The organism is Magnetospirillum sp. WYHS-4 (assembly GCA_039908345.1).
Lineage (GTDB): Bacteria > Pseudomonadota > Alphaproteobacteria > Rhodospirillales > GLO-3 > JAMOBD01.
Genome location: JAMOBD010000002.1, coordinates 137,097 through 157,366 on the forward strand (window position 1 = coordinate 137,097; position 20,270 = coordinate 157,366).

At 66.3% G+C, this 20,270-nt stretch carries 19 protein-coding genes; 16 read left to right on the forward strand and 3 right to left on the reverse strand.

The window, feature by feature from the left end:
• Positions 1-28 precede the first annotated feature (28 nt).
• The 14 genes from ruvC to H7841_02000 all read left to right on the forward strand — a co-directional run bounded on the left by ruvC (position 29) and on the right by H7841_02000 (position 13,004).
• On the forward strand, positions 29-523 hold the full coding sequence (ruvC, locus tag H7841_01935; GenBank protein ID MEO5335643.1) for a crossover junction endodeoxyribonuclease RuvC: 495 nt from the start codon (positions 29-31) through the stop codon (positions 521-523).
• Positions 520-1,149 (forward strand): Holliday junction branch migration protein RuvA, encoded by a 630-nt coding sequence (ruvA, locus tag H7841_01940; GenBank protein MEO5335644.1) that lies wholly within the window; start codon positions 520-522, stop codon positions 1,147-1,149. The genes ruvC and ruvA overlap by 4 nt, the downstream gene beginning before the upstream one ends.
• Complete coding sequence (gene ruvB, locus H7841_01945; protein MEO5335645.1) at positions 1,146-2,195, forward strand: Holliday junction branch migration DNA helicase RuvB; 1,050 nt, start codon at positions 1,146-1,148, stop codon at positions 2,193-2,195. The genes ruvA and ruvB overlap by 4 nt, the downstream gene beginning before the upstream one ends.
• Entirely contained in the window at positions 2,188-2,595 is a 408-nt protein-coding gene (gene ybgC / locus H7841_01950) for a tol-pal system-associated acyl-CoA thioesterase (protein ID MEO5335646.1), read from the forward strand. The genes ruvB and ybgC overlap by 8 nt, the downstream gene beginning before the upstream one ends.
• 13 nt (positions 2,596-2,608) lie before the next feature.
• Positions 2,609-3,340, forward strand: a complete 732-nt coding sequence (tolQ, locus tag H7841_01955) for a protein TolQ (protein ID MEO5335647.1) — start codon at positions 2,609-2,611, stop codon at positions 3,338-3,340.
• Positions 3,340-3,816, forward strand: a complete 477-nt coding sequence (tolR, locus tag H7841_01960) for a protein TolR (protein ID MEO5335648.1) — start codon at positions 3,340-3,342, stop codon at positions 3,814-3,816. Before tolQ ends, tolR begins: the two co-directional genes overlap by 1 nt.
• Positions 3,817-3,821: 5 nt before the next feature.
• Positions 3,822-4,727 carry a TonB C-terminal domain-containing protein gene (locus H7841_01965; GenBank protein ID MEO5335649.1) on the forward strand — a complete coding sequence of 302 codons (906 nt, stop codon included), beginning with the start codon at positions 3,822-3,824 and terminating at the stop codon, positions 4,725-4,727.
• 43 nt (positions 4,728-4,770) lie between these two features.
• Positions 4,771-6,114: a Tol-Pal system beta propeller repeat protein TolB gene (tolB, locus tag H7841_01970; protein MEO5335650.1), complete on the forward strand. Its 1,344-nt coding sequence runs from the start codon at positions 4,771-4,773 to the stop codon at positions 6,112-6,114.
• A gap of 178 nt (positions 6,115-6,292) precedes the next feature.
• Positions 6,293-6,808, forward strand: a complete 516-nt coding sequence (gene pal, locus H7841_01975) for a peptidoglycan-associated lipoprotein Pal (GenBank protein MEO5335651.1) — start codon at positions 6,293-6,295, stop codon at positions 6,806-6,808.
• 175 nt (positions 6,809-6,983) lie between these two features.
• The gene (gene ybgF, locus H7841_01980; GenBank protein MEO5335652.1) at positions 6,984-8,048 is read left to right on the forward strand and encodes a tol-pal system protein YbgF; all 1,065 of its coding nucleotides are present in this window, start codon (positions 6,984-6,986) and stop codon (positions 8,046-8,048) included.
• On the forward strand, positions 8,045-9,124 hold the full coding sequence (gene tilS, locus H7841_01985) for a tRNA lysidine(34) synthetase TilS (GenBank protein MEO5335653.1): 1,080 nt from the start codon (positions 8,045-8,047) through the stop codon (positions 9,122-9,124). Before ybgF ends, tilS begins: the two co-directional genes overlap by 4 nt.
• A 41-nt stretch (positions 9,125-9,165) precedes the next feature.
• The gene (gene ftsH / locus H7841_01990) at positions 9,166-11,091 is read left to right on the forward strand and encodes an ATP-dependent zinc metalloprotease FtsH (protein ID MEO5335654.1); all 1,926 of its coding nucleotides are present in this window, start codon (positions 9,166-9,168) and stop codon (positions 11,089-11,091) included.
• On the forward strand, positions 11,091-11,921 hold the full coding sequence (gene folP, locus H7841_01995; protein ID MEO5335655.1) for a dihydropteroate synthase: 831 nt from the start codon (positions 11,091-11,093) through the stop codon (positions 11,919-11,921). The genes ftsH and folP overlap by 1 nt, the downstream gene beginning before the upstream one ends.
• Before the next feature lie 138 nt (positions 11,922-12,059).
• Positions 12,060-13,004, forward strand: a complete 945-nt coding sequence (locus H7841_02000; GenBank protein ID MEO5335656.1) for a response regulator — start codon at positions 12,060-12,062, stop codon at positions 13,002-13,004.
• Here H7841_02000 and H7841_02005 read toward each other — a convergent pair.
• The 3 genes from H7841_02005 to H7841_02015 are packed head-to-tail and all read right to left on the reverse strand — an operon-like array spanning position 12,999 to position 18,267.
• Positions 12,999-14,027, reverse strand: coding sequence for a hypothetical protein (locus tag H7841_02005; GenBank protein MEO5335657.1), 1,029 nt, complete (start codon positions 14,025-14,027; stop codon positions 12,999-13,001). The two genes, H7841_02000 and H7841_02005, sit on opposite strands and share 6 nt — an antisense overlap.
• Positions 14,024-17,281, reverse strand: a complete 3,258-nt coding sequence (locus tag H7841_02010) for an EAL domain-containing protein (GenBank protein ID MEO5335658.1) — start codon at positions 17,279-17,281, stop codon at positions 14,024-14,026. Before H7841_02010 ends, H7841_02005 begins: the two co-directional genes overlap by 4 nt.
• A complete protein-coding gene (locus H7841_02015; GenBank protein MEO5335659.1) occupies positions 17,278-18,267 on the reverse strand; it encodes a cytochrome C biogenesis protein CcsA in 990 nt (329 codons plus the stop codon). Before H7841_02015 ends, H7841_02010 begins: the two co-directional genes overlap by 4 nt.
• Before the next feature lie 188 nt (positions 18,268-18,455).
• Here H7841_02015 and H7841_02020 point away from each other — a divergent pair, with 188 nt between their 5' ends.
• A complete protein-coding gene (locus H7841_02020) occupies positions 18,456-19,226 on the forward strand; it encodes a peptidyl-prolyl cis-trans isomerase (GenBank protein ID MEO5335660.1) in 771 nt (256 codons plus the stop codon).
• Between the two features lie 22 nt (positions 19,227-19,248).
• A partial coding sequence (gene argJ / locus H7841_02025) for a bifunctional glutamate N-acetyltransferase/amino-acid acetyltransferase ArgJ (GenBank protein ID MEO5335661.1) occupies positions 19,249-20,270 on the forward strand: 1,022 nt, incomplete at its 3' end.

Consider the following 20,270-nt stretch of genomic DNA (forward strand, 5'->3'; position numbering starts at 1 on the left):
GCGCCGGGACAGACGGACAAAGAGGATAATGCGGCTTCTTGGACTGGACCCGGGCTTGCGCACCACCGGCTGGGGCGTGATCGAGGTGGAAGGCAACCGCCTCGCCCATGTCGCCGACGGCGCGGTGCGCAGCGACGAAACCCTGTCGCTGGCCGAACGCTTGGCGCAGTTGTACGAGGGCCTGGTCGATGTCGTCCGGCATCACCGCCCGGCCGAGGCGGCGGTGGAACAGACCTACGTCAACCGCAATCCCGAGACGACCCTGAAGCTGGGCCAGGCGCGCGGCGTGGCGCTTCTGGCTCCGGCCCTGGCCGGGGTACCGGTGCACGAATATGCGCCGAGCCTGGTCAAAAAAAGCCTGGTCGGCACCGGCGCCGCCGGCAAGGAGCAGGTGCAGGCGATGGTGCGCATGCTGTTGCCCGGCTGCCTGCCTTCGGGTGCCGACGCGGCCGACGCGCTTGCGGTCGCCATCTGCCACGCCCACCACCGCGCCACGGCGCTGAGGCTGGTGGGGGCACGATGATCGGCAAGCTGAAAGGCGTCGTCGATTCGGTGGGCGAGGATCAGATGATCCTGGATGTGGGCGGAGTGGGCTACCTGGTCTTCTGTTCCGGCCGCACCCTGGGCCGGCTGGCCCCAGGTGAAGCGGTGGCGCTACAGATCGAAACCCAGGTGCGCGAGGACCGGATCGCCCTCTACGGCTTTCGCGATGTGGCGGAACGCGACTGGTTCCGCCTGCTGCTCACCGTGCAGGGCGTGGGGTCCAAGGTGGCGCTGGCCATCCTTTCCGCCCTTTCGGTCGATCAGTTGGTGCAGGCCGTGGCGGCCCAGGACAAAAAGGCCCTGGGCCTGGCTTCCGGCGTCGGCCCCAAACTGGCGGCCCGCATCGTCAGCGAACTGAAGGACAAGACCGGCGGCATCGCCCTGGGCCCGGCGGCTTTCGGCGGGCCCGCCCCGGCCTCGGCGGCTCCCCTCGGCCTGGCGCCCGCGTTGGCCGACGCGGTGTCCGCCCTGGTCAACCTGGGCTATGGACGTTCCGAAGCCCTGGGCGCCGCGGCGCGGGCCTCGACCAAGCTGGGCGGCGAAGCTTCCGTCGAGGCGCTGATCAAGGGTGGACTCGCCGAACTCATGCAGGGAAGCGGGCGATGACGGCCGACCGCATGGTAACCCCCGAGAAGATCGAGGTCGACGTCTCCGATCCCAGCCTGCGGCCGCGCTCGCTGGACGACTTCGTAGGCCAGCGCCAGGTCTGCGACAACCTGCGCATTTTCATCCAGGCGGCGCGCGGGCGCGGCGAAGCCCTGGACCACGTACTGTTCTACGGCCCCCCCGGCCTGGGCAAGACCACGCTGGCCCAGATCTGCTCGCAGGAACTGGGGGTGGGGTTCCGCGCCACGTCGGGCCCGGTGATCGCCCGCGCCGGCGACCTGGCGGCCATCCTGACCAACCTGCAACCCCGCGAAGTGCTGTTCATCGACGAGATCCACCGGCTCAACCCCGCGGTAGAGGAAATCCTCTATCCAGCCATGGAGGACTTCCAACTCGACCTCATCATCGGAGAAGGCCCGGCGGCGCGCAGCGTGCGCATCGACCTGCCGCCCTTCACCCTGGTGGGCGCCACCACCCGTTCCGGCCTCATCACCACGCCCCTGCGGGAACGCTTCGGCATCCCCATGCGCATGCAGTTCTACTCGCCCGAGGAATTGGAACGAATCGTGCGGCGCGGCGCCCGCCTGCTGGCCATGGACCTGACGCCGGAAGGCGCGATGGAGATCGCCCGGCGTTCGCGCGGAACCCCCCGCGTCGCCGGCCGCCTGCTGCGCCGGGTGCGGGACTTCGCGGCCGTGGCCGGCCACAGCCCGGTCGACGCGGGCGTGGCCGACGCCGCCCTCAACCGGCTGGAAGTCGATGGCCGCGGTCTGGACGCCATGGACCGCCGCTATCTTCGCTGCATCGCCGACAACTACGGCGGCGGGCCGGTGGGAGTGGAGACCATGGCCGCCGCCCTTTCGGAACAGCGCGACACCATCGAAGAGGTCATCGAGCCCTATCTGATCCAGCAAGGCTTCCTGATGCGCACGCCGCGCGGCCGCATGCTGGCCGACGCCGCCTATCGGCACCTGGGGATCGTCGTGCCGGCCCGCGCACCGGCCCAGTTGGACCTGCTGTCCCTGGCGGAGCCGGCCGATGGCTGAACCCCACGTCCATCCCATCCGGGTCTACTACGAGGACACCGACGCGGGCGGCGTGGTCTTCTATGCCAACTACCTGCGCTTCGCCGAGCGGGCCCGCACCGAGATGATGCGCGGCGCCGGATTCGAAAGCTCGCGCCTGCAGGCCGAACATGGCATCGCCCTCGCCGTCCGCAGTTGCACCGCCCTATTCCTGAAACCCGCCGTTCTCGACGATTGGCTTGAAATCCACACCCGAATCATGGAAGTGGGCGGGGCCTCCCTGCGGGCCGAACAGATCGTCCGGCGGGGCGACGAGGATCTTGTGCGGATGGAAATCCACCTTGCCTGCATGCGCCTTACCGGAGGTCCGGGGCGCTTGCCGGCGGACTTGCGGGCCCGTTTCAAAGACATATCCGAGTGAGAGGTCGAACGCCATGGAGACTACCGCCGTCCAAGCCGTGATGATGGGAGGGTCGCAACTCAATCCCGCCGACTTCTCCATGTTGAACCTGTTCATGAAGGCCGACCTGATCGTCAAGGGGGTGATCCTCCTGCTGGTGGTCGCCTCGGTCGGCTGCTGGGCCATCATCTTCGAGAAAACCTTCGTCATCCGCCGGTTGAACAAGAAGGCCGACGACTTCGAGGGGTCGTTCTGGTCCGGCCGCTCGCTGGACGAACTCTTCGACCGCACCGGCAATACGCCACGCGATCCCATGTCGGCGGTCTTCGGCGCCGCCATGCGGGAATGGCGCTTGGCGGTGACCCGCGGCGCGGTCGGGCCGGAGACCTCCGGCGCCGGACTTTCCGACCGCATCGACCGGGTGATGGAAATCACCATGAACCGCGAGATGGACCGCGCCGAACGCTACATGACCTTCCTGGCCTCCACCGGCTCGACGGCTCCCTTCATCGGCCTGTTCGGCACCGTCTGGGGCATCATGCACAGCTTCCAGAACATCGCCCTGTCGAAGAATACCAGTCTGGCCGTGGTGGCCCCCGGCATCGCCGAGGCCCTGTTCGCCACGGCGCTGGGTCTGCTGGCGGCCATCCCGGCGGTGTTGGCCTACAACAAGCTGTCGAAGGAGCTCGACCGCTACGCCGGACGCCTGGACGGCTTCGCCGGCGAGTTCTCGGCCATCCTGTCGCGCCAGATGGAGCGCGACTGATGGGCGCCTCGATCCAGAAGAGCGTCCGTTCCGGCGGACGGCGAGGCAAGGCCCAGCCGATGAGCGAGATCAACGTCACGCCCTTCGTGGACGTGATGCTCGTGCTTCTGGTGATTTTCATGGTCACCGCACCGCTGCTCACGGTGGGCGTCCAGGTCGACCTGCCGAAGACCAGTGCAACGGCCATTCCCGGCCAGGACGAACCCCTGGCGGTGTCGGTTGACGCCACCGGCAAGGTCTACATCATGGAAGCCGAGACCGACCTGGAAGCCTTGGGAGCCCGCCTGATGGCCATCACCCACGCCAACCCGGAAGCCCGTATCTTCGTGCGCGGCGACAAGGGGGTGAACTACGGCCGGGTGATGGAAGTGATGGGCGCCATCAACGCCTCGGGCTTTCGCAAGGTGGCCCTGATAACGGCCTCCAAGGACAACGCTCCGCCCGTCCCGAAGGCCAAGGCCAAGGGCGGCAGGTAGGTATCATGCGCTGGGGCATCCCGCTTTCCGTCCTGCTGCACGCCCTGGTGATCGCCTTCGGTTACCTGGGACTGCCGCATCTGCTGCGCGAGCCGGTCGTGGTCGAGGAACCCATCGTGGTCGAGATCGCCCAAGTGGCGGAAAAGACCAACGTGCCCACGGCGCCGCCGCAAAAGGCGGAGGAACCCAAGCCCGAACCGCCCAAGCCCGAACCGCCGAAGCCGGAGCCGCCGAAGCCCACGCCACCACCACCACCGCCCCCTCCTCCGCCGCCACCGGAGAAAGTGGAACCGGCGCCGCCCGAACCCAAGAAGGAGCCGGAGCCTAAGAAGCCGGAACCCAAGCCCGAGCCGAAACCCGAGCCCAAGAAGGAGCCGGAGCCCGAAAAGGCGGTGATTCCCCAGCGCTTGGCCGAAGCCAAGGTGAAACGCAAGCCGAAACCGCCGGATGATTTCACCTCGGTGCTGAAGACGCTGGAGGATCTGAAGAAGAAGCAGCCGAAAACCGAAGACAAGCCGGCACCCAGGAAGGATAGTTTCCAGGAGGATATCGCCAAGGCCATCGGCAGCCCTGGCCAGCGTAACTACAATCCGGCCATGCCGCTATCCATCAGCGAGATCGACTTGGTGCGCCAACAGATCCAGCGCTGCTGGAACGTGCCGGCCGGCGCCAAGGACGCCAAGGATCTGGTGGTCGAAATCCAGGTCGAGATGAACCCGGACGGCACCGTGCGTTCGTCCAAGGTGGTCGACCAGATGCGCATGTTCGCCGACACCTACTACCGGGCCGCCGCCGAAAGCGCCATCCGGGCCGTCAACAATCCGGCCTGCCAGCCTTTCAAGCTGCCCGCCGACAAGTACGACCGCTGGAAGACCATGACGCTCGCCTTCAATCCGAAAGACATGCTTTGAACACAATTCGCGCTACAATGCCCGGCGATTCGTTCCGAGGAGGATGATGATGACCAACCGCGTTTCCCCGCTCCGCCGCATCCTGGCGGCCGCCGTCCTGGTGCTGGCCGCCGCCGCTCCGGAAGCCCGCGCCGAACTGCGCATCGACATCACCAAGGGCGTGGTCGAACCCATGCCGATCGCGGTGACCACCTTCATCGGTACCCAGGATGAGGAATCCCGCGTCGGCCAAGGCATCGCCAGCGTGGTAGCCGCCGACCTGGAGCGTTCGGGCCTGTTCCGGCCGGTCGATCCCAAGGCCTTCATCCAGGCCCAGCCCAGCATGGACACCCTGCCGCGCTTCGGCGACTGGCGGGTTCTCAATGCCCAAGCCCTGGTCCAGGGCCGGGTCCAGAAGGTGGAAGACGGGCGGCTGCGGGTCGAATTCCGTCTCTGGGACGTCTTCGCCGAACAGCAGATGGTCGGGCTGGCCTACTACACGGTGCCCAACAACTGGCGCCGCGTCGCCCACATCGTCGCCGACGCCATCTACAAGCGCGTCACCGGCGAATCGGGCTATTTCGACACCCGCGTCGTCTACATCGCGGAAAGCGGCCCCCACAACAAGCGGGTCAAGCGCTTGGCCATCATGGACCAGGACGGCGAGAACCACCGGTTCCTCACGGACGGCAGCTCGCTGGTGCTGACCCCGCGCTTCAGCCCGACCCTGCAAGAGATCACCTACATGTCGTACCACGGCAATCTCCCCAGGGTTTACATATTCAACATCGACACCGGCCGCCAGGAAGTGCTTGGCGATTTCCCCGGCATGACGTTTGCGCCGCGCTTTTCGCCGGACGGCAAGTCGGTAATCATGAGCATGGCCAAGGAAGGCAATTCGGAAATCTATTCCATGGACCTGCGCACCCGGCAGGTGGTCAAACTGACCAATAACCCAGGCATCGACACATCGCCCAGCTATGCCCCCGACAGCCGCAAGATCGTCTTCAACTCGGACCGGGGCGGCACTCAGCAGCTCTATGTGATGGATGCGGACGGCGAGAACGTGCAGCGCATCAGCTTCGGCGATGGCCGCTACGGCACGCCCGTATGGTCGCCGCGCGGCGACCTGATCGCCTTCACCAAGATGTCCAAGGGCCGCTTCTACATCGGCGTCATGCGGCCCGACGGCAGCGGCGAACGCCTGCTGGTGGAAGACTACCTGGTCGAAGGCCCGACCTGGGCCCCCAACGGCCGCGTCCTGATGTATTTCCGCCAGCAGCCCTTCAACGGAGGCAAGAACGGGGTCACCCGCCTTTACTCGGTCGACCTCACCGGCCATAACGAGCGCGAGGTCGTGACGCCCATGGATGCGTCGGACCCGGCATGGTCGCCCTTGAACCCGTGACGAAAAGGGCCTTGAAACCTTGAAACAATCATAATATAGTCCGCGCCGCCAACGGGCCTTAGGGCCCGGTGGTGTGCCGTCTTCGTTGCAGGGCGGCTTTGTCCAAAGGTTTCAATCCTAGGCCTCGGCCGGAATGTCCGGCGAATGGCTGTTTGTACACTCCGTAAGGGGGACTCTTATGCGCAAGATCACTGCTCTGCTGGCGGCTCTGGTTCTGGCTGCCGCCTGCGAAACCGCTTCCGACACCGGCGCCACCACGGGCGGCGCTGGCGCTGGCGCTGGCGCTGGTGCCGGCTCCACCGCTGCGAAGGCTCCCGCCGAGAATTCTGTGGCCTACTTCCAGACCCAGGTCGGCGACCGTGTGTTCTTCGACTACGACAAGTTCTCTTTGAAGGCCGATGCCCGCGCCACTCTCGAGAAGCAGGCGGCTTGGCTGAAGAAGTTCCCGGCCGTGACCCTCTCCGTCGAAGGTCACTGCGACGAGCGCGGCACCCGCGAATACAACTTGGCCCTGGGCGAGCGTCGCGCCAACGCCGCTCGCGACTACCTGGTCAGCCTGGGTGTCAGCAAGGACCGCGTGAAGACGATCTCCTATGGCAAGGAGCGTCCGGTCGCCATGGGCTCCAACGAGGCCGCCTGGGCGCAGAATCGCCGTGGCGTGTCCGCCATCACCGGTGGGGCTCCGGCCAACTAAGTCGCAGCCGCGGCTTGGAGGCCTAGGATTTTGGGCGCTTGTTCGCCCGGCGAAGGCCGGGATGGGCAAGCGCCCTAATTCTGCCTAAAATGTCCTTCAGCTTCCTGTCGGGCCGCCGGGGACGCCCTCGCGCGGCGTTTGAGTGTTTGTTGGGATCATCGAGGGGATTGGGATCATGAGTCGCTTCGACCACCACGGGATTTTCTCTTTCGAGGGCTTGCGCCGTGCGGCGGCGGGAACGGTGCTCCTGATCGGCATCGCGGCCCCGTCGGGCGGTGTCTTGGCCCAGGACCGCGAAATGGGGGCCCTGATGGACCGCATCGACCGCCTGGAACGGGACATCCGGACCCTCAACGTTCAGGTCGCCCGCGGCGGCAATGCGCCGGCCACCCCCCTGTCGGTCAACGAGGGCGGTTCCGCGCCCCCCTCCGGTGCCGGCGTGGCAAGGCTCAACGACCGCATCGGCGACCTGGAGGAACAGATCCGCGGCCTTACCGGCAAGGTCGAAGAAGCCATGCACCGGGCCAACCAAGCCCACACGCGCATGGACAAGGCGGTCGGCGACATCGAATACCGCCTGGGAACTTTGGAAAAGGGCGGAGCCGCGGCCCAGCCCCCGGCCATGGGCGCCCCCCCGCAGGGAGCGGGCGGACTCGCCCCCACCGGGCCGGCCCAGGATCTAGGCAAGGGCGTGCTGCCGCTCGGTTCCCCCGCCACCATCAAGCAGGCCGACCCGGCCGCCAAGGCCCCGCAGCCGCTGGCGGCCAAGGGCCCGGCGGGCGTGGACGCTTCCGGCCAGGGCACCACGCTCATCACCGGCAAAGGCGACGCCAAGACCGCCGCCCTGCCCGAGGGATCGACCAAGGACCAATACAACCACGCATTCGATCTGCTGCGGCGCGCCCAGTACGACCAGGCGGAATTGGCTCTCCAGGCCTTCGTCGACGCCCATCCCAACGATCCTTTGACCGAAAACGCCCGTTACTGGCTGGCCGAGACCTTCTACGTACGAGCCGACTACGTGAAGGCCGCCGAGGGCTTTCTCAAGGCCTACGGTGCCGCCCCGAAGGGTGGCAAGGCCCCGGACTCCCTTCTCAAGCTGGGCATGGCCCTGTCCAACCTGGACAAGAAGGACCAGGCCTGCACCACCTTCGGGAAGCTGACGCGGGAATTCCCCGACGCCCCGGCCGTGGTCAAGAAGAAGGTGGACGGCGAGAAGACTCGGCTCGGCTGCAAGTGACCCTCCCCCTCGTTTCCGAGGAATTCGGCCGCCTGATGGCGACCGTCGGCCCCTTCGAGCGGCGGCCGCGCTTGGCCGTGGCGGTCTCGGGCGGCGCCGACAGCCTCGCCCTCGCCCGACTTGCCGCCGTCTGGGCCGAAGCCAGGGGCGGCGGTGTCACTGCGCTTACCGTGGATCACGGCCTGCGGCCCGAATCATCCGCCGAGGCCACCCGGGTAGGAGACTGGATGGCGACCTTGGGAATCGGCCATCGGGTCCTCCGCTGGGAAGGCGAAAAGCCGGCCACCGGCATTCAGAAGGCCGCCCGCCAGGCCCGCTATACCCTCCTGGAGGATTGGTGCCGACGCGAGGGCGTCCTGCACCTGCTGCTGGCCCATCACCACGACGACCAGGCGGAAACCTACCTGATGCGTCAAGCCCGCCTCAGCGGCCCCGACGGATTGGCCGGCATGGCGTCGGTGGTGGAGCGCCCGGCGGTCAGATTTCTCCGCCCTTTGCTCGATATTCCCAAGGAGCGCCTGCGAGCTACCCTCCTCGCTGCGGACCACCCCTGGATCGAAGACCCCAGCAACCGCGACCTCCGATTCGCCCGCGCCCGCTTGCGCCACGATGGAATCGCCAGCCTGGCGGCGGCGGAAGCCGCAAGTCGGGCAGGCAGGAATCGGACCGCCGCCGAGGCCGAAGTTGCCCGTTTCCTGGCCTGTTCCGCCGCCTTCCACCCGGATGGCTTCGCCCTGGTTGACGGCGCCGCCCTGGTTTCGGTGCCTCCCGACGTGGCCCGCCGGGCCCTGGAACGATTGCTGATGGCCGTGGGGAAGGCGGCCTATCCGCCGCGCGGAGACCGCCTGGAGCGCCTGCGGGCGGCGCTTGCCGAAGGCGGCGGCATCGCCCTGCGGACCTTGGGCGGCTGCCGCCTGCGACCCTGGCGGGGGCGCCTGCGTATCGAGCCGGAGGGGCCGCGTCGCCACGAGGCTGTTCTCCCCGCCGTCGGGGTCCGCTATAGTGGCGCCCGGCCACATCCGCCCGCGATCCTCGGATTTGCCGTTGCGGATTGGCGGGAACGTACTATGTCTTAGAGGCAAGAACCGGCTTTTCCGGCGCGAGAGGAACTCGACACGTGAATTTCAGCAGGAACCTGGCGCTCTGGGTCATCATCGGGCTTCTGGTTTTCGCCCTGTTCAATCTGTTCCAGGGCGCCGCCCCGCGCGGCCCCCACGGAATCGTTGCCTTTTCCGACTTCATGGCCTCGGTCGAATCCGGGGAAGTGCGCGACGTCGTGATGCAGGGCCCCAACCTGACGGGCCATTACCGCGACGGCCGTTCCTTCGTCACCTACGTTCCGGAAAGCGCCAACATCGTCGGGACGCTTCGCCAGCAGAACGTCCATATCCAGGCCACCCCCTGGGATGAGAACGCCCCCACCCTGTCGGGTGTGCTGATCTCGTGGTTCCCCATGCTGCTTATCGTCGGCGTGTGGATCTTCTTCATGCGCCAGATGCAGTCGGGCGGCGGCAAGGCCATGGGCTTCGGCAAGTCGCGCGCCAAGCTGCTGACCGAGAAGCAGGGCCGCGTCACCTTCGAGGACGTGGCCGGCATCGACGAGGCCAAGCAGGAGTTGGAGGAACTGGTCGAGTTCCTCAAGGACCCGCACAAGTTCCAGCGCCTAGGGGGCAAGATCCCCAAGGGCTGCCTGCTGGTCGGCCCGCCGGGCACCGGCAAGACCCTGCTGGCCCGCGCCATCGCCGGCGAGGCCAACGTGCCTTTCTTCACCATCTCCGGCTCCGACTTCGTCGAGATGTTCGTCGGCGTCGGGGCGTCGCGCGTCCGGGACATGTTCGAGCAGGCCAAGAAGAACGCGCCCTGCATCGTCTTCATCGACGAAATCGACGCGGTCGGCCGCCATCGCGGCGCCGGCCTGGGCGGCGGCAACGATGAGCGCGAGCAGACCCTCAACCAGTTGCTGGTGGAGATGGACGGCTTCGAGTCCAACGAAGGCGTCATTTTGATCGCCGCCACCAACCGTCCCGACGTGCTCGACCCGGCGCTGCTTCGCCCTGGCCGCTTCGATCGCCAGATCACCGTGCCCAACCCGGATATCTTGGGCCGCGAAAAGATCCTCAAGGTCCATATGAAGAAGGTGCCGCTGGCTCCCGACGCCGATGCCCGCACCATCGCCCGCGGCACTCCCGGCTTTTCGGGTGCCGACTTGGCCAACCTGGTGAACGAGGCGGCACTGTTGGCTGCCCGCGCCGGCAAGCGCGTGGTCACCATGGCCGACTTCGAGGCCGCCAAGGACAAGGTCATGATGGGCACCGAACGGCGCTCCATGGTGATGACCGACGAAGAGAAGAAGCTCACCGCCTACCACGAGGCCGGCCACGCCATCGTCGGCTTGGTGGTGCCCAAGCACGATCCCCTGCACAAGGTGACCATCATCCCACGCGGCCGCGCCCTGGGGCTTACCATGTCCCTTCCGGAACGCGACCGCTACGGCTTCTCGATCGCCGAGTTGAAGTCGCGACTTGCCATGACCTTCGGTGGCCGGGTGGCGGAAGAACTGGTCTTCGGCCGCGAGAACGTCACCACCGGTGCCGGCAACGATATCAAGCAGGCCACCGATATGGCGCGCCGCATGGTGACCGAATACGGATTTTCGTCGAAGCTGGGGCCGCTACGCTACACCGACAACCAGGAAGAAATCTTCCTTGGGCATTCGGTAACCCAGCACAAGAACGTCTCCGACGCCACGGCCCGGCTGATCGACGAGGAAATTCGCGGCCTGATCGACGAGGCGGAATCGGAAGCGCGGCGCATCCTTACGGAACGTCGCGGCGATCTGGATATCCTGGCCAACGCCTTGCTGGAATACGAAACCCTGTCGGGCGACGAGGTCCAGGCCCTTTTGCGCGGCGAGACCATCACCCGGCCGGAAGAAAACGGCTGGCCCAAGGACATGCCGCCGGGTGGCCGCAAATCTTCGGTGCCTTCCAGCGGCAAGAAGCCGTCGCCGCCTTTCGGGGCGGAGCCGCAGCCGGGCGGCTGATGGCGTCGAGCTTCGCCGGACTGACCCTTGATCGCCCGAGACTGATGGGCATCGTCAACGTCACCCCGGATAGTTTCTCGGACGGTGGGCTGTATTTCCGGCCCGAGACCGCCATCGCCCACGGAAGGTCCTTGATGTCCCAGGGGGCCGACATCCTGGACGTGGGCGGCGAATCCACCCGGCCCGGTGCCGCCCCGGTTTCCGTCGAGGAGGAATTCCGCCGCGTCATTCCGGTCGTCCGAGCCCTGGTGGCAGAAGGCGCCCTGGTTTCCGTCGATACTCGCCACGCGGCGGTCATGAAGGGAGCCTTGGCCGCGGGCGCCCGTATCGTCAACGACATCACCGCCCTGGAGGGCGACGCGGGGTCGCTGCCCGCCGTGGCGGGGAGCGGCGCATCGGTGGTGCTCATGCACATGCGGGGCGAACCAGGCACCATGCAGGACGATCCCCGCTACGACGACGTGGTGGCGGAAGTCTTCGGCTACCTGGCCGACCGGGTGGATGCCTGTCGGTCGGCGGGCATCCCGCCCGAACGCATTGCCGTCGATCCGGGCATCGGCTTCGGCAAGACGGTCGATCACAATTTGGCGCTGGTCGCCGGATTGGAGCGCTTTGCCGAACTCGGCTGCGCCCTGTTGCTGGGGGTTTCGCGCAAGAGCTTCATCGGTCGCCTCAGCCGCGGGGAACCTCCCACCGACCGCCTGCCCGGCTCCTTGGCTGCCGCCCTGGCCGGAGTGGCCCGGGGCGCCCATGTGCTGCGGGTCCACGATGTGGCCGACACGGCCCAGGCACTGGCCGTCTGGACCCGACTGGCCGCCACTGGCTCCTAACCTGCGGCCATTGACTTCACGGCTCCTTGCGGCGACATTGCATCAATCAAATACCGAAACGATCTATGGGGTCGCCGTCCCGGTGGCAAGGTTCCGGTTTTCGGTAGCCGGACATGGGGCCGGGCGAGAGGAAAGCGTATGCTGACATACGATCTGGCCAACATCCGCCTGCTTCTGGCGGAGCCCAACGTCACCGTTCGCCGGCAGTTGGAAGAAGCGCTTCACGAGCACGGCTTCCATACCATCCAATCCACCGGCAATCTCCTCGCCATCCGTAACGCGATCGAGCAGGGCACGGTCGATCTGCTCGTGGGAGACACCATCCTGCCGGAAGGAAATCTGAGCGAGGTCATCCGAGATGTGCGGCACGGTGTATTGGGGTCCAATCCATTCCTGGTCGCCATCACCCTGGCGTCCAACCCGAGTTTGCCGATGATGCGCGGGATCATCGATTCCGGAACCGATGCCGTCCTCACCAAGCCCTTCACGCCCGAGCAACTGGTCGACCGCATCATGCAGTTGATCGAGAAGCGCAAGAGATTCGTCGTGACCAGCGAATATGTTGGACCGGACCGCCGGCTCCAGGCACGTCCGGGCACGCAGGTCGTCCAGGTCTTCGACGTGCCCAATCCGCTGCAATGCCGGGCCATGGGGCAAGTCGACCCATTCCGCATGAAGCGAATGGTCGAAAGCGCGGCGGCGCGCATCAACGAACAGAAGGTGGAACGCGATGCCTACCAGATCGGCTATCTGGTCGACCGCATCCTGCCCGGCCTGAACGGCACCGGCGACAAGACGGAGGCGCGGGAATACCTCCAGCACTTGGCGCAGGTTTCCCGAGACATCGGCCGGCGCATCAAGTCCACCCGCCATCTGCCGGCAGCTGCCATGTGCCTGAGCCTGATCGATCTGGTGGATCGCGTGCTCACCGAATTCGATGCGCCGCACGAAGACGATCTTCGGCACCTGGAGCAATTGCCCGGCCTGATCGGCCGCTTGGTCCTGCCGCCCGGAGACCAGATGCGGGCTCCGCTGGAGAACCGCTGCGATGCCGAAGAATCGCCGCCCGTCACCGCGTCATGAAGCCGCCGGACGTCCGGCCCGCCAAGCGTCGATCTTAGGTGCCAGGGCGCTCCATTTCAGATCGGCGATCTCGGCGATGTTGCCTCGTTTGTTTTCGGGCATGTCCTTCAGGCTGCGGAAGCGCTCCACCACCTCCCGCAGGATTTCCCGAACGAAGGCTTCGTCGCCGAGCAGCGCGCCACCCTCCGGTCCCAGGATGGCCCGGAAGGATTCCATGAAGGGCTCGAACAGGTGGGACGGCACGTCGTCCAGCAAGAGCAGCGCCGCCAGGCAGATGTCGCCCATGCTTGGCCCCAGGGCCTTGAGGCGTTCCGGCGGCCGCCCGGCCAGTTCGGCGACGACCTGAGCTTCATGGGCCAAAGTGTCCCAGATGCGCGGCCCCGCGTAGCGGGCGAGGCGGTCGAAGACCGCCTTCTCCACCCTTCCCAGGCCGGCCAAACAGTCAGGATTGGCCGCGATGGCCTCGGCGAAGCGCGGCCCGGCTACATCCATGGCTTGGCGCAACCGCGACGGGTCGCCGACGGCCACCGCCCGGATCGAACGGATATCGCGGAGCAGCAGGAGATTCGCATCGAGGATCTTGATGTGGGCGGGTGACAATAAAACCTTGTAGGCCTCCAGCAGGGGAAGCTGCCAAGCGAAGGCGATGTAGCTTTCGATGCCGGGAGGAATCGTCTCCTTGCCACCGTCCTGAAAGACCCGCTTGGCGCAGGTGAAGACCAGCATGCGTTCGACTTGGGCCAGGGTGACGCCGCAGACCAGCCTTTCGTCGTCCGCTTCCACCGCCCGACCTTTGATGTCGAGGGCGAGGTCCTGCGCCAGCCGGCGGTTGTTCTTGAACAAACGGATAAAGTCAGCCATCCGCCGGGCATCCCCAAGCAAATGGGGATATTCGATCGAGTTGTCGAGCAGGCCTGCCTGCTTCATGCGTCCCAGCACCAGCTTGACGGCTCCGATCAGGGTCTCGCGCGTGCGGGCATCGACATCGACGTGAGGCGGGACGGCGGGCAGGCGATCTATCATCCATCGCTCCGCCGCAGGAAGGATGCGAAATCGACTTCGGCCAGGGGACGGCTCAAATAGTAGCCCTGGATGATGTGGCAACCCCGTTCCTTGAGGAACTGGAGTTGTGCCGGCGTCTCGACGCCTTCGGCGATGATCCGGAGCCCCAGGCTATGCCCCATGGCAATGATCGCCGACGCCAGAGCCGCGTCGTCCGGATCGTCGTTGACGTCGCGCACGAAAGACCGGTCCACCTTGATGGTATCGAAGGGAAACTTCTTCAAGTAGCTGAGCGACGAATATCCGGTGCCGAAATCGTCCATGGACAATCGCACGCCCATTTCATGCAGGGTGTTCAGGATCACGCCGGTTTCCGGATCGTCCTCGATCAGAACCCTTTCCGTGATTTCCAGTTCCAGGCATTCGGCGGGAAGCCCCGTCTCCTCCAGGGCACGGGCCACGATATCCACCAGGGTACCGCCCTTGAACTGGCGGAAGGAGACGTTGACCGCGATGCGGACCGAACGTCCAGTCTGGTCGTTCCAGTCCTTGGCCGTCCGGCAGGCACGGCGCAGCACCCATTCGCCGACCGGCACGATGATCCCGGTCTTTTCGGCGGTGGCGATGAACTGATCCGGCGGCACCAAGCCAAGTTGCGGATTGTTCCACCGCAACAAGGCTTCCGCCGCCACCACCCTGCCAGTACCGGTTTCGATCAAAGGCTGGTAGACGAGGTACATCTCGTTGCGGTCCAACGCCTGGCGCAGCAGGTTCTCCTCGGCCAAGCGACGGATCGCCACCTCGTTCATGCGCGGAGTGAAGAAGCGATAGGTGTTGCCGCCGATCTCCTTGGCCCGGCTCACCGCCGCCTGGGCATTGCGCAGCAACACCTGCGGATCGCTGCCGTCGGTCGGCGAAATGGTAAGCCCCAGACGCGCGGTCACCAAAACCTCCTGGCCGTCCAGGACGAAAGGCCGGTTGCAGACCGCCAGGAGCTTCTGCGCCACCACCTCGGCGAAGACCGTCAGTGTCAAGTCGGGCAGGACGATGAGGAACTGGTCCCCTTCCAGGCGGGCGATGGTATCGCCGTCGCGCACGCAGGCGGCCAATCGCCGCGAAGCCTCCACCAGAAGCGTGTCGCCCGCGGCAAGGCCCAGGGTGTTGTTGATCTTCTTCAGATCGTCCAGGTTGACGACCATGACGGCGACCAGGCGCCGCTCGCGGGACCCTTGGGCCAGGGCCTGGGACAGGCGGTCCATGGCGAGGACGCGGTTGGGCAGATCGGTCAGGTCGTCGAAGTTCGCTTGGCGCAGAAGCTTATCCTCGATGGCCTTGCGCTGGGTGATATCTTCCTTGATGGCGAGGAAGTGGGTAATGGCGCCATCCGGGTCCTTGATCGGCGAAATGGATACGGACTCCCAGAACAGGGCGCCGTTCTTCCGGCGGTTATGCAGTTCCCCGCGCCATTCCCTGCCGGCCAGAATGGTCTCCCAAAGCTCCTTGTAGACCAATGGCGAATTGTAGCCCGACTTGAGAACCCGCGGATTGGCACCGATCACGTCGAGCGGCGTGTAGCCGGTTACCCGCACGAAGGCCGGGTTGACGTATTCGATATTGCCGTGGGCGTCGGTGATGACGACCGAGACGGGACTTTGCTCGATGGCCTGGAACAGGCGGTCCAGCGTTTCCTCGGACCGCCGGCGCCCTGTGATGTCCTGGGCGATGCCGGTGATCATGACCGGTTTGCCATTCGCATCGGCCAGCACTTCGCGCACCGAACGGAGGTAACAGAGCGTGCCGTCCGGCCGCAAAATCCGGTATTCGGCGGTATGGGTGCCGGGGCTTACCACCTGTCGTTCCAGGTCTTCACGCACCCGTTGCCGGTCGAAGGGATGGACGCTTTCCAGGACCGCTTCCGGCGTGGGATGGAAGGTCGCGGCATCGCGGCCGAAGATGCGATAGAGCCCCGGCGACCAGGAAAACTCGGCCGTGGCCAGATCGTAGCTCCAGCTTCCCATGTGGGCCAGTTCCTGGGCCCGTTCCAGGTCGGCGCGGTGGCGCTTCAGCTTTTCGGCGATGGCGACCCGCTCCGAGACGTCGGCATAGGTCACCACCACGCCGCCCTCGGCAGTGCGGCGTTCCCGGATTTCCACGGTGCGGCCGTCCCGCTTGCATATCTCGATCATGCCGCTGGGATTGCGATGGCGGCGCAGCCGTTCCTGCATCCAGGATTCGGTGCCGTCCTCGCCGACCAGGATGTCCCCCGCGCCGACCGCCGCCCGCATGAAGGTCTCGAAGGTAGGCGCTCCGGACAACGCGGCGCGGCCGCCGGGAAAGAACTGCAGCAGCTTGTCGTTCCACATCAAGAGCCGGTCCTGGGCATCGAACAGGGCGAATCCTTCGGCGAAATTCTCGATGGCGTCCAGCATGCGGCCGCGACCGCGCGCCTCCGCCTGCCGGGCCCGGCGCAGGGACAGGAAGGTATAGCCCATCCCGATCACCAGCAGGGCAGAGAGAAGGATGAGACCCTGGCGGATGGTCTCCTCGCCATCCATGCGGTGCCGCAGATGGCGTTGATGGCTCTGCCCGATCGCGTCGAGCAGGGCATTGGGACGGCCTTGCAGGAAGGAATCGACATCGGCAAGCAGTGCCTGGAATTCCTCCATCACCACCCGTCCGTGGCGCAAGACGGACGAGGCGGCGCTTTCCTCCCTCGCTTCGCCGACCGCCGCGAACAGGCGGGCCAGGCTGTCCTCCAACTCGAAACGGGACCGGGCATCGCTGCCGGCGGCGAAGACGACGACGCGATGCAAGACTTCCTCGGCCAAGCGGCGCAAGTCACCGGAAGCGCCGGGATCGTCCCGCAGATCGCGCTCGACCACCGGTAAATAGGTTAGGGAATTGGCGATCAGGGCCTTGCGCGCCTTGATGCGTTCCAGGATGGCGATGCGTTCCTCGCTGGCTTGGCTGTAACGGCGCAGCAGCGGCAAGATGTCGGAAGGTCCACGGTGGACGGCCGATTCCAGACGGCGGCGTTCGCGCCGCAGGTCCCCTACCAGCGTCACCATGTCGTCATAGTGGCTTGTGTGGCCGCCGCGCAGCAGCAGCATGCTGCGCTCCATATCGCTCTCCAGTTCGCCCACCCGCCGGAAGACGACAACCGCCTCCTCGTAGCGGCCAAGGTCCGCGACGTGGGAGCGGTCGGCCAGGAACATTCCGGCCACCAGCCCGACCAGCAAGACGAACCCAGCGAAGAGAGACCTGTCGCCGGTCACAGGGGCTTTCCCCCGTGCTCGCCCACCAAGCTTTCCAGAAAGCGGACGATCAGATGGATGTGCTCGGCCGGAATGGCCCGTCCAAGCTGGTATTTGGCCATGATGCGGATCGCTTCCTCAAGGGTCGCCACACTGCCGTCGTGCAGATAGGGCGCCGTCCTTACCACGAGCCGCAGGCTGGGCACCTTGAAAGCGAAGCGATCGTCGGGATGGCCGGTGACATTGTAGCGCCCGAGGTCCGGGACTGCCTCGCCGGCCTTGTCGGCGAAATAGTCACCCAGCACCCCGAAGCGCTGGAACATGTTGCCGCCCACCGCCGCCCCCTGGTGACAGGCGATGCAGCCGTAGGATTTGAAGAGCGCATAGCCCTCCTTTTCCTCGGCCCCGATGGCGCCTTCGTCGCCGCGCAGGTAGCGGTCGAAGCGCGAGTTGGGCGTGGTCAATGCCCGCAGGTAGACGGCCACAGCGTCGATCACCGTCTTCTTGGTCAAGCCCTCGCGGTAGAGATTCGAGAAGACCTCCGCATATTCGGGAACCCCCCGCAGCCGGTCCACCACGCTCGGCCAATGGGAGGCGAAGCTATGCGGCGAGGCGACGGTGGCTTCGATATCGGCCTCGACATCGAGGAATCGGCCGTCCCAAACCTGAGCCACGTTATAGCGGGTGTTGAAGATGGTGGGGACGTTGCGCTCCCCCTCCTTCTCGCGGAAGCGGGCGCGCGCCCGGCCATCGATTCCGGCAAGGCTGAAATCGTGACATTGGGTGCAACTGAAATCGCCGGCCGTCGATAGACGCTTATCGGCGAACAGGCGACGGCCAAGGTCCACCTTTCCCTGGTCTTCGTCGTGGTTGAGCGGGATCGGCCGAATGGGCTCCTGACGCAACTCGACCTGCCCCGCCGCCGGTGCCGACAGGACACCGAGCACCACGGCGGCGACACTCGCAAGCCCCCCCACAGACAGGTGGCGCGAAATCCTCCCGATCATTGCTCCTCCGGCCTTCTGTCGTGCCGCAAGCTTCCCAGCTTGACTTAAGACGGCCCCCCGACCGCTCTTTGTCGTGGACTGTAAAGCCTTTGGCGTGGACAGGGCAAGGCCGCAATGGTGCGCCCCCCCTTGTCGACGGGCGGCGAGTCCTTTATCCCTGATGCCATCGCTGAACAAGGGAGGCCGCCATGATCCCGAAGCATGCCTGGGCATTCATCCTGGGCCTCGTCGCCGCAAGCCCGGTGGTGGCAGCCGATCCCGTCGTCGCGGTGGTGAATGGCCGCCAAATCCTGCGCAGCGAGATCGAGGAAGCGCGCCCCCGCCTGCCGGACCAGTTGCGGGAAATGCCCGAGAAGGCCATCACGCCCCTGATCCTGAGCAGCCTGATCGACACCCATCTGCTGGCCGCCGAGGCCCGCAAGGCCGGTCTGGCGGAAGACCCGGAATTCAAGCACCAGATGGCGGGACTGGAGGAACGCATCCTCGAACGCCTGTTCCTCGATCGCCAGATCCGCGCCCACGTCACCCAGGAGGCCCTGAAGGACCGCTACCGGCGTCACAACGCCCAACGGGAAGGCAAGCCCGAGGTACGGGCCCGCCACATCGTGGCGGACAGCGAAAGCGAGGCCCGCGCCATCCTGGAGCGCCTCGCCAAGGGCGCCGATTTCGCCGAACTGGCCGGTGGCGGCGACCTGGGCTGGTTCACCGAGGCCGAGGTCCACCCCGACATCGCCCGCGCCGCCTTCGCCCTGGAAAAAGGCAAGGTCTCGGCCGCCCCGGTGAGAAGCGCCTTCGGCTGGCACGTGATCCGCGTCGAAGACCGCCGCATCGCCAAGGCCAAGCCCTTCGCCGAGGTGGAGGAGGAACTGCGCACCGAAATGACCCGCGAGGTTGGCGCGGCCCTGCTGCGTGAACTCAGGGCCAAGGCGGAAATCAAGGTGATGAACGGCGAACGCTGAACCGGAACAGGGAGACATGAACATGGGCGGCAAGGTATCGCCTCTGGCACCCGCGACTTTCCCCGACCTGCCCCCCGTCGCCGGCGTGCGCCTGGCGGCCGGGGCCTGCGGCATCCGCTACCAGGGCCGCACCGACGTCATGCTGATGGAATTCGTCCACGGCACCACGGTGGCCGGGGTGTTCACCCAGTCCCTGACCGCCTCCGCCCCCGTGCTCGCCTGCCGCGAACACCTGAAGGGCGGGGTGGCCAGCGCCCTGGTGGTCAATTCCGGCAATTCCAACGCCTTCACCGGCCGCCTGGGCGAGGAAGCGGTGAAGGCCACCGTCGAGGCGGTGGCCGACCTGCTGCCTTGCCGCCCCAGCACGGTCTTCGTCTCCTCCACCGGGGTCATCGGCGAGCCCTTGGCCGTCGAGCGCCTGATCGCCGGCCTGCCCGCCCTGCGCGACGCTCTCAAGGCCGAAGCCTGGGCGGACGCGGCGCGGGCCATCATGACCACCGACACCTTCCCCAAGGGCGCCACCCGGACGGCCTGCATCGACGGCACGACGGTGACGATCAACGGCATCTGCAAGGGCTCCGGCATGATCGCCCCCGACATGGCGACCATGCTGGGCTACGTCTGCACCGATGCCGCCCTGCCCGCCGCCGTCCTGCAGGCGCTGCTGGCGCCGGCCGCCGACCGTTCCTTCAACAGCATCACGGTGGACAGCGACACCTCGACCAGCGACACCCTGATCCTGTTCGCCACCGGCCAGGCCGGGAACGCCCCGGTGGCCGACGTCGGCGATCCCCGCTTGGCCGACTTCAAGGCCAAGCTGGAGGAATTGTCGATCGACCTGGCCCAGCAGATCGTGCGCGACGGCGAAGGGGCCTCCAAGTTCGTCGCCATCTCGGTATCGGGCGCGGCCGACGACGGCGCCGCCCGGCGCATCGCCAAGGCCATCGCCAATTCGCCCCTGGTCAAGACGGCCATCGCCGGCGAGGACGCCAACTGGGGCCGCATCGTCGCCGCCGTCGGCAAGGCCGGCGAGCGCGCCGACCG

What these genes read in the sequence shown, in the direction of transcription:
- ruvC (MEO5335643.1), top strand. Translation starts at nt 29, where the DNA reads ATGCGGCTTCTTGGACTGGACCCGGGCTTGCGCACCACCGGCTGGGGC.
- ruvA (MEO5335644.1), top strand. Translation starts at nt 520, where the DNA reads ATGATCGGCAAGCTGAAAGGCGTCGTCGATTCGGTGGGCGAGGATCAG.
- ruvB (MEO5335645.1), top strand. Translation starts at nt 1,146, where the DNA reads ATGACGGCCGACCGCATGGTAACCCCCGAGAAGATCGAGGTCGACGTC.
- ybgC (MEO5335646.1), top strand. Translation starts at nt 2,188, where the DNA reads ATGGCTGAACCCCACGTCCATCCCATCCGGGTCTACTACGAGGACACC.
- tolQ (MEO5335647.1), top strand. Translation starts at nt 2,609, where the DNA reads ATGGAGACTACCGCCGTCCAAGCCGTGATGATGGGAGGGTCGCAACTC.
- tolR (MEO5335648.1), top strand. Translation starts at nt 3,340, where the DNA reads ATGGGCGCCTCGATCCAGAAGAGCGTCCGTTCCGGCGGACGGCGAGGC.
- H7841_01965 (MEO5335649.1), top strand. Translation starts at nt 3,822, where the DNA reads ATGCGCTGGGGCATCCCGCTTTCCGTCCTGCTGCACGCCCTGGTGATC.
- tolB (MEO5335650.1), top strand. Translation starts at nt 4,771, where the DNA reads ATGATGATGACCAACCGCGTTTCCCCGCTCCGCCGCATCCTGGCGGCC.
- pal (MEO5335651.1), top strand. Translation starts at nt 6,293, where the DNA reads ATGCGCAAGATCACTGCTCTGCTGGCGGCTCTGGTTCTGGCTGCCGCC.
- ybgF (MEO5335652.1), top strand. Translation starts at nt 6,984, where the DNA reads ATGAGTCGCTTCGACCACCACGGGATTTTCTCTTTCGAGGGCTTGCGC.
- folP (MEO5335655.1), top strand. Translation starts at nt 11,091, where the DNA reads ATGGCGTCGAGCTTCGCCGGACTGACCCTTGATCGCCCGAGACTGATG.
- H7841_02000 (MEO5335656.1), top strand. Translation starts at nt 12,060, where the DNA reads ATGCTGACATACGATCTGGCCAACATCCGCCTGCTTCTGGCGGAGCCC.
- H7841_02005 (MEO5335657.1), bottom strand. Translation starts at nt 14,027, where the DNA reads ATGATAGATCGCCTGCCCGCCGTCCCGCCTCACGTCGATGTCGATGCC.
- H7841_02015 (MEO5335659.1), bottom strand. Translation starts at nt 18,267, where the DNA reads ATGATCGGGAGGATTTCGCGCCACCTGTCTGTGGGGGGGCTTGCGAGT.
- H7841_02020 (MEO5335660.1), top strand. Translation starts at nt 18,456, where the DNA reads ATGATCCCGAAGCATGCCTGGGCATTCATCCTGGGCCTCGTCGCCGCA.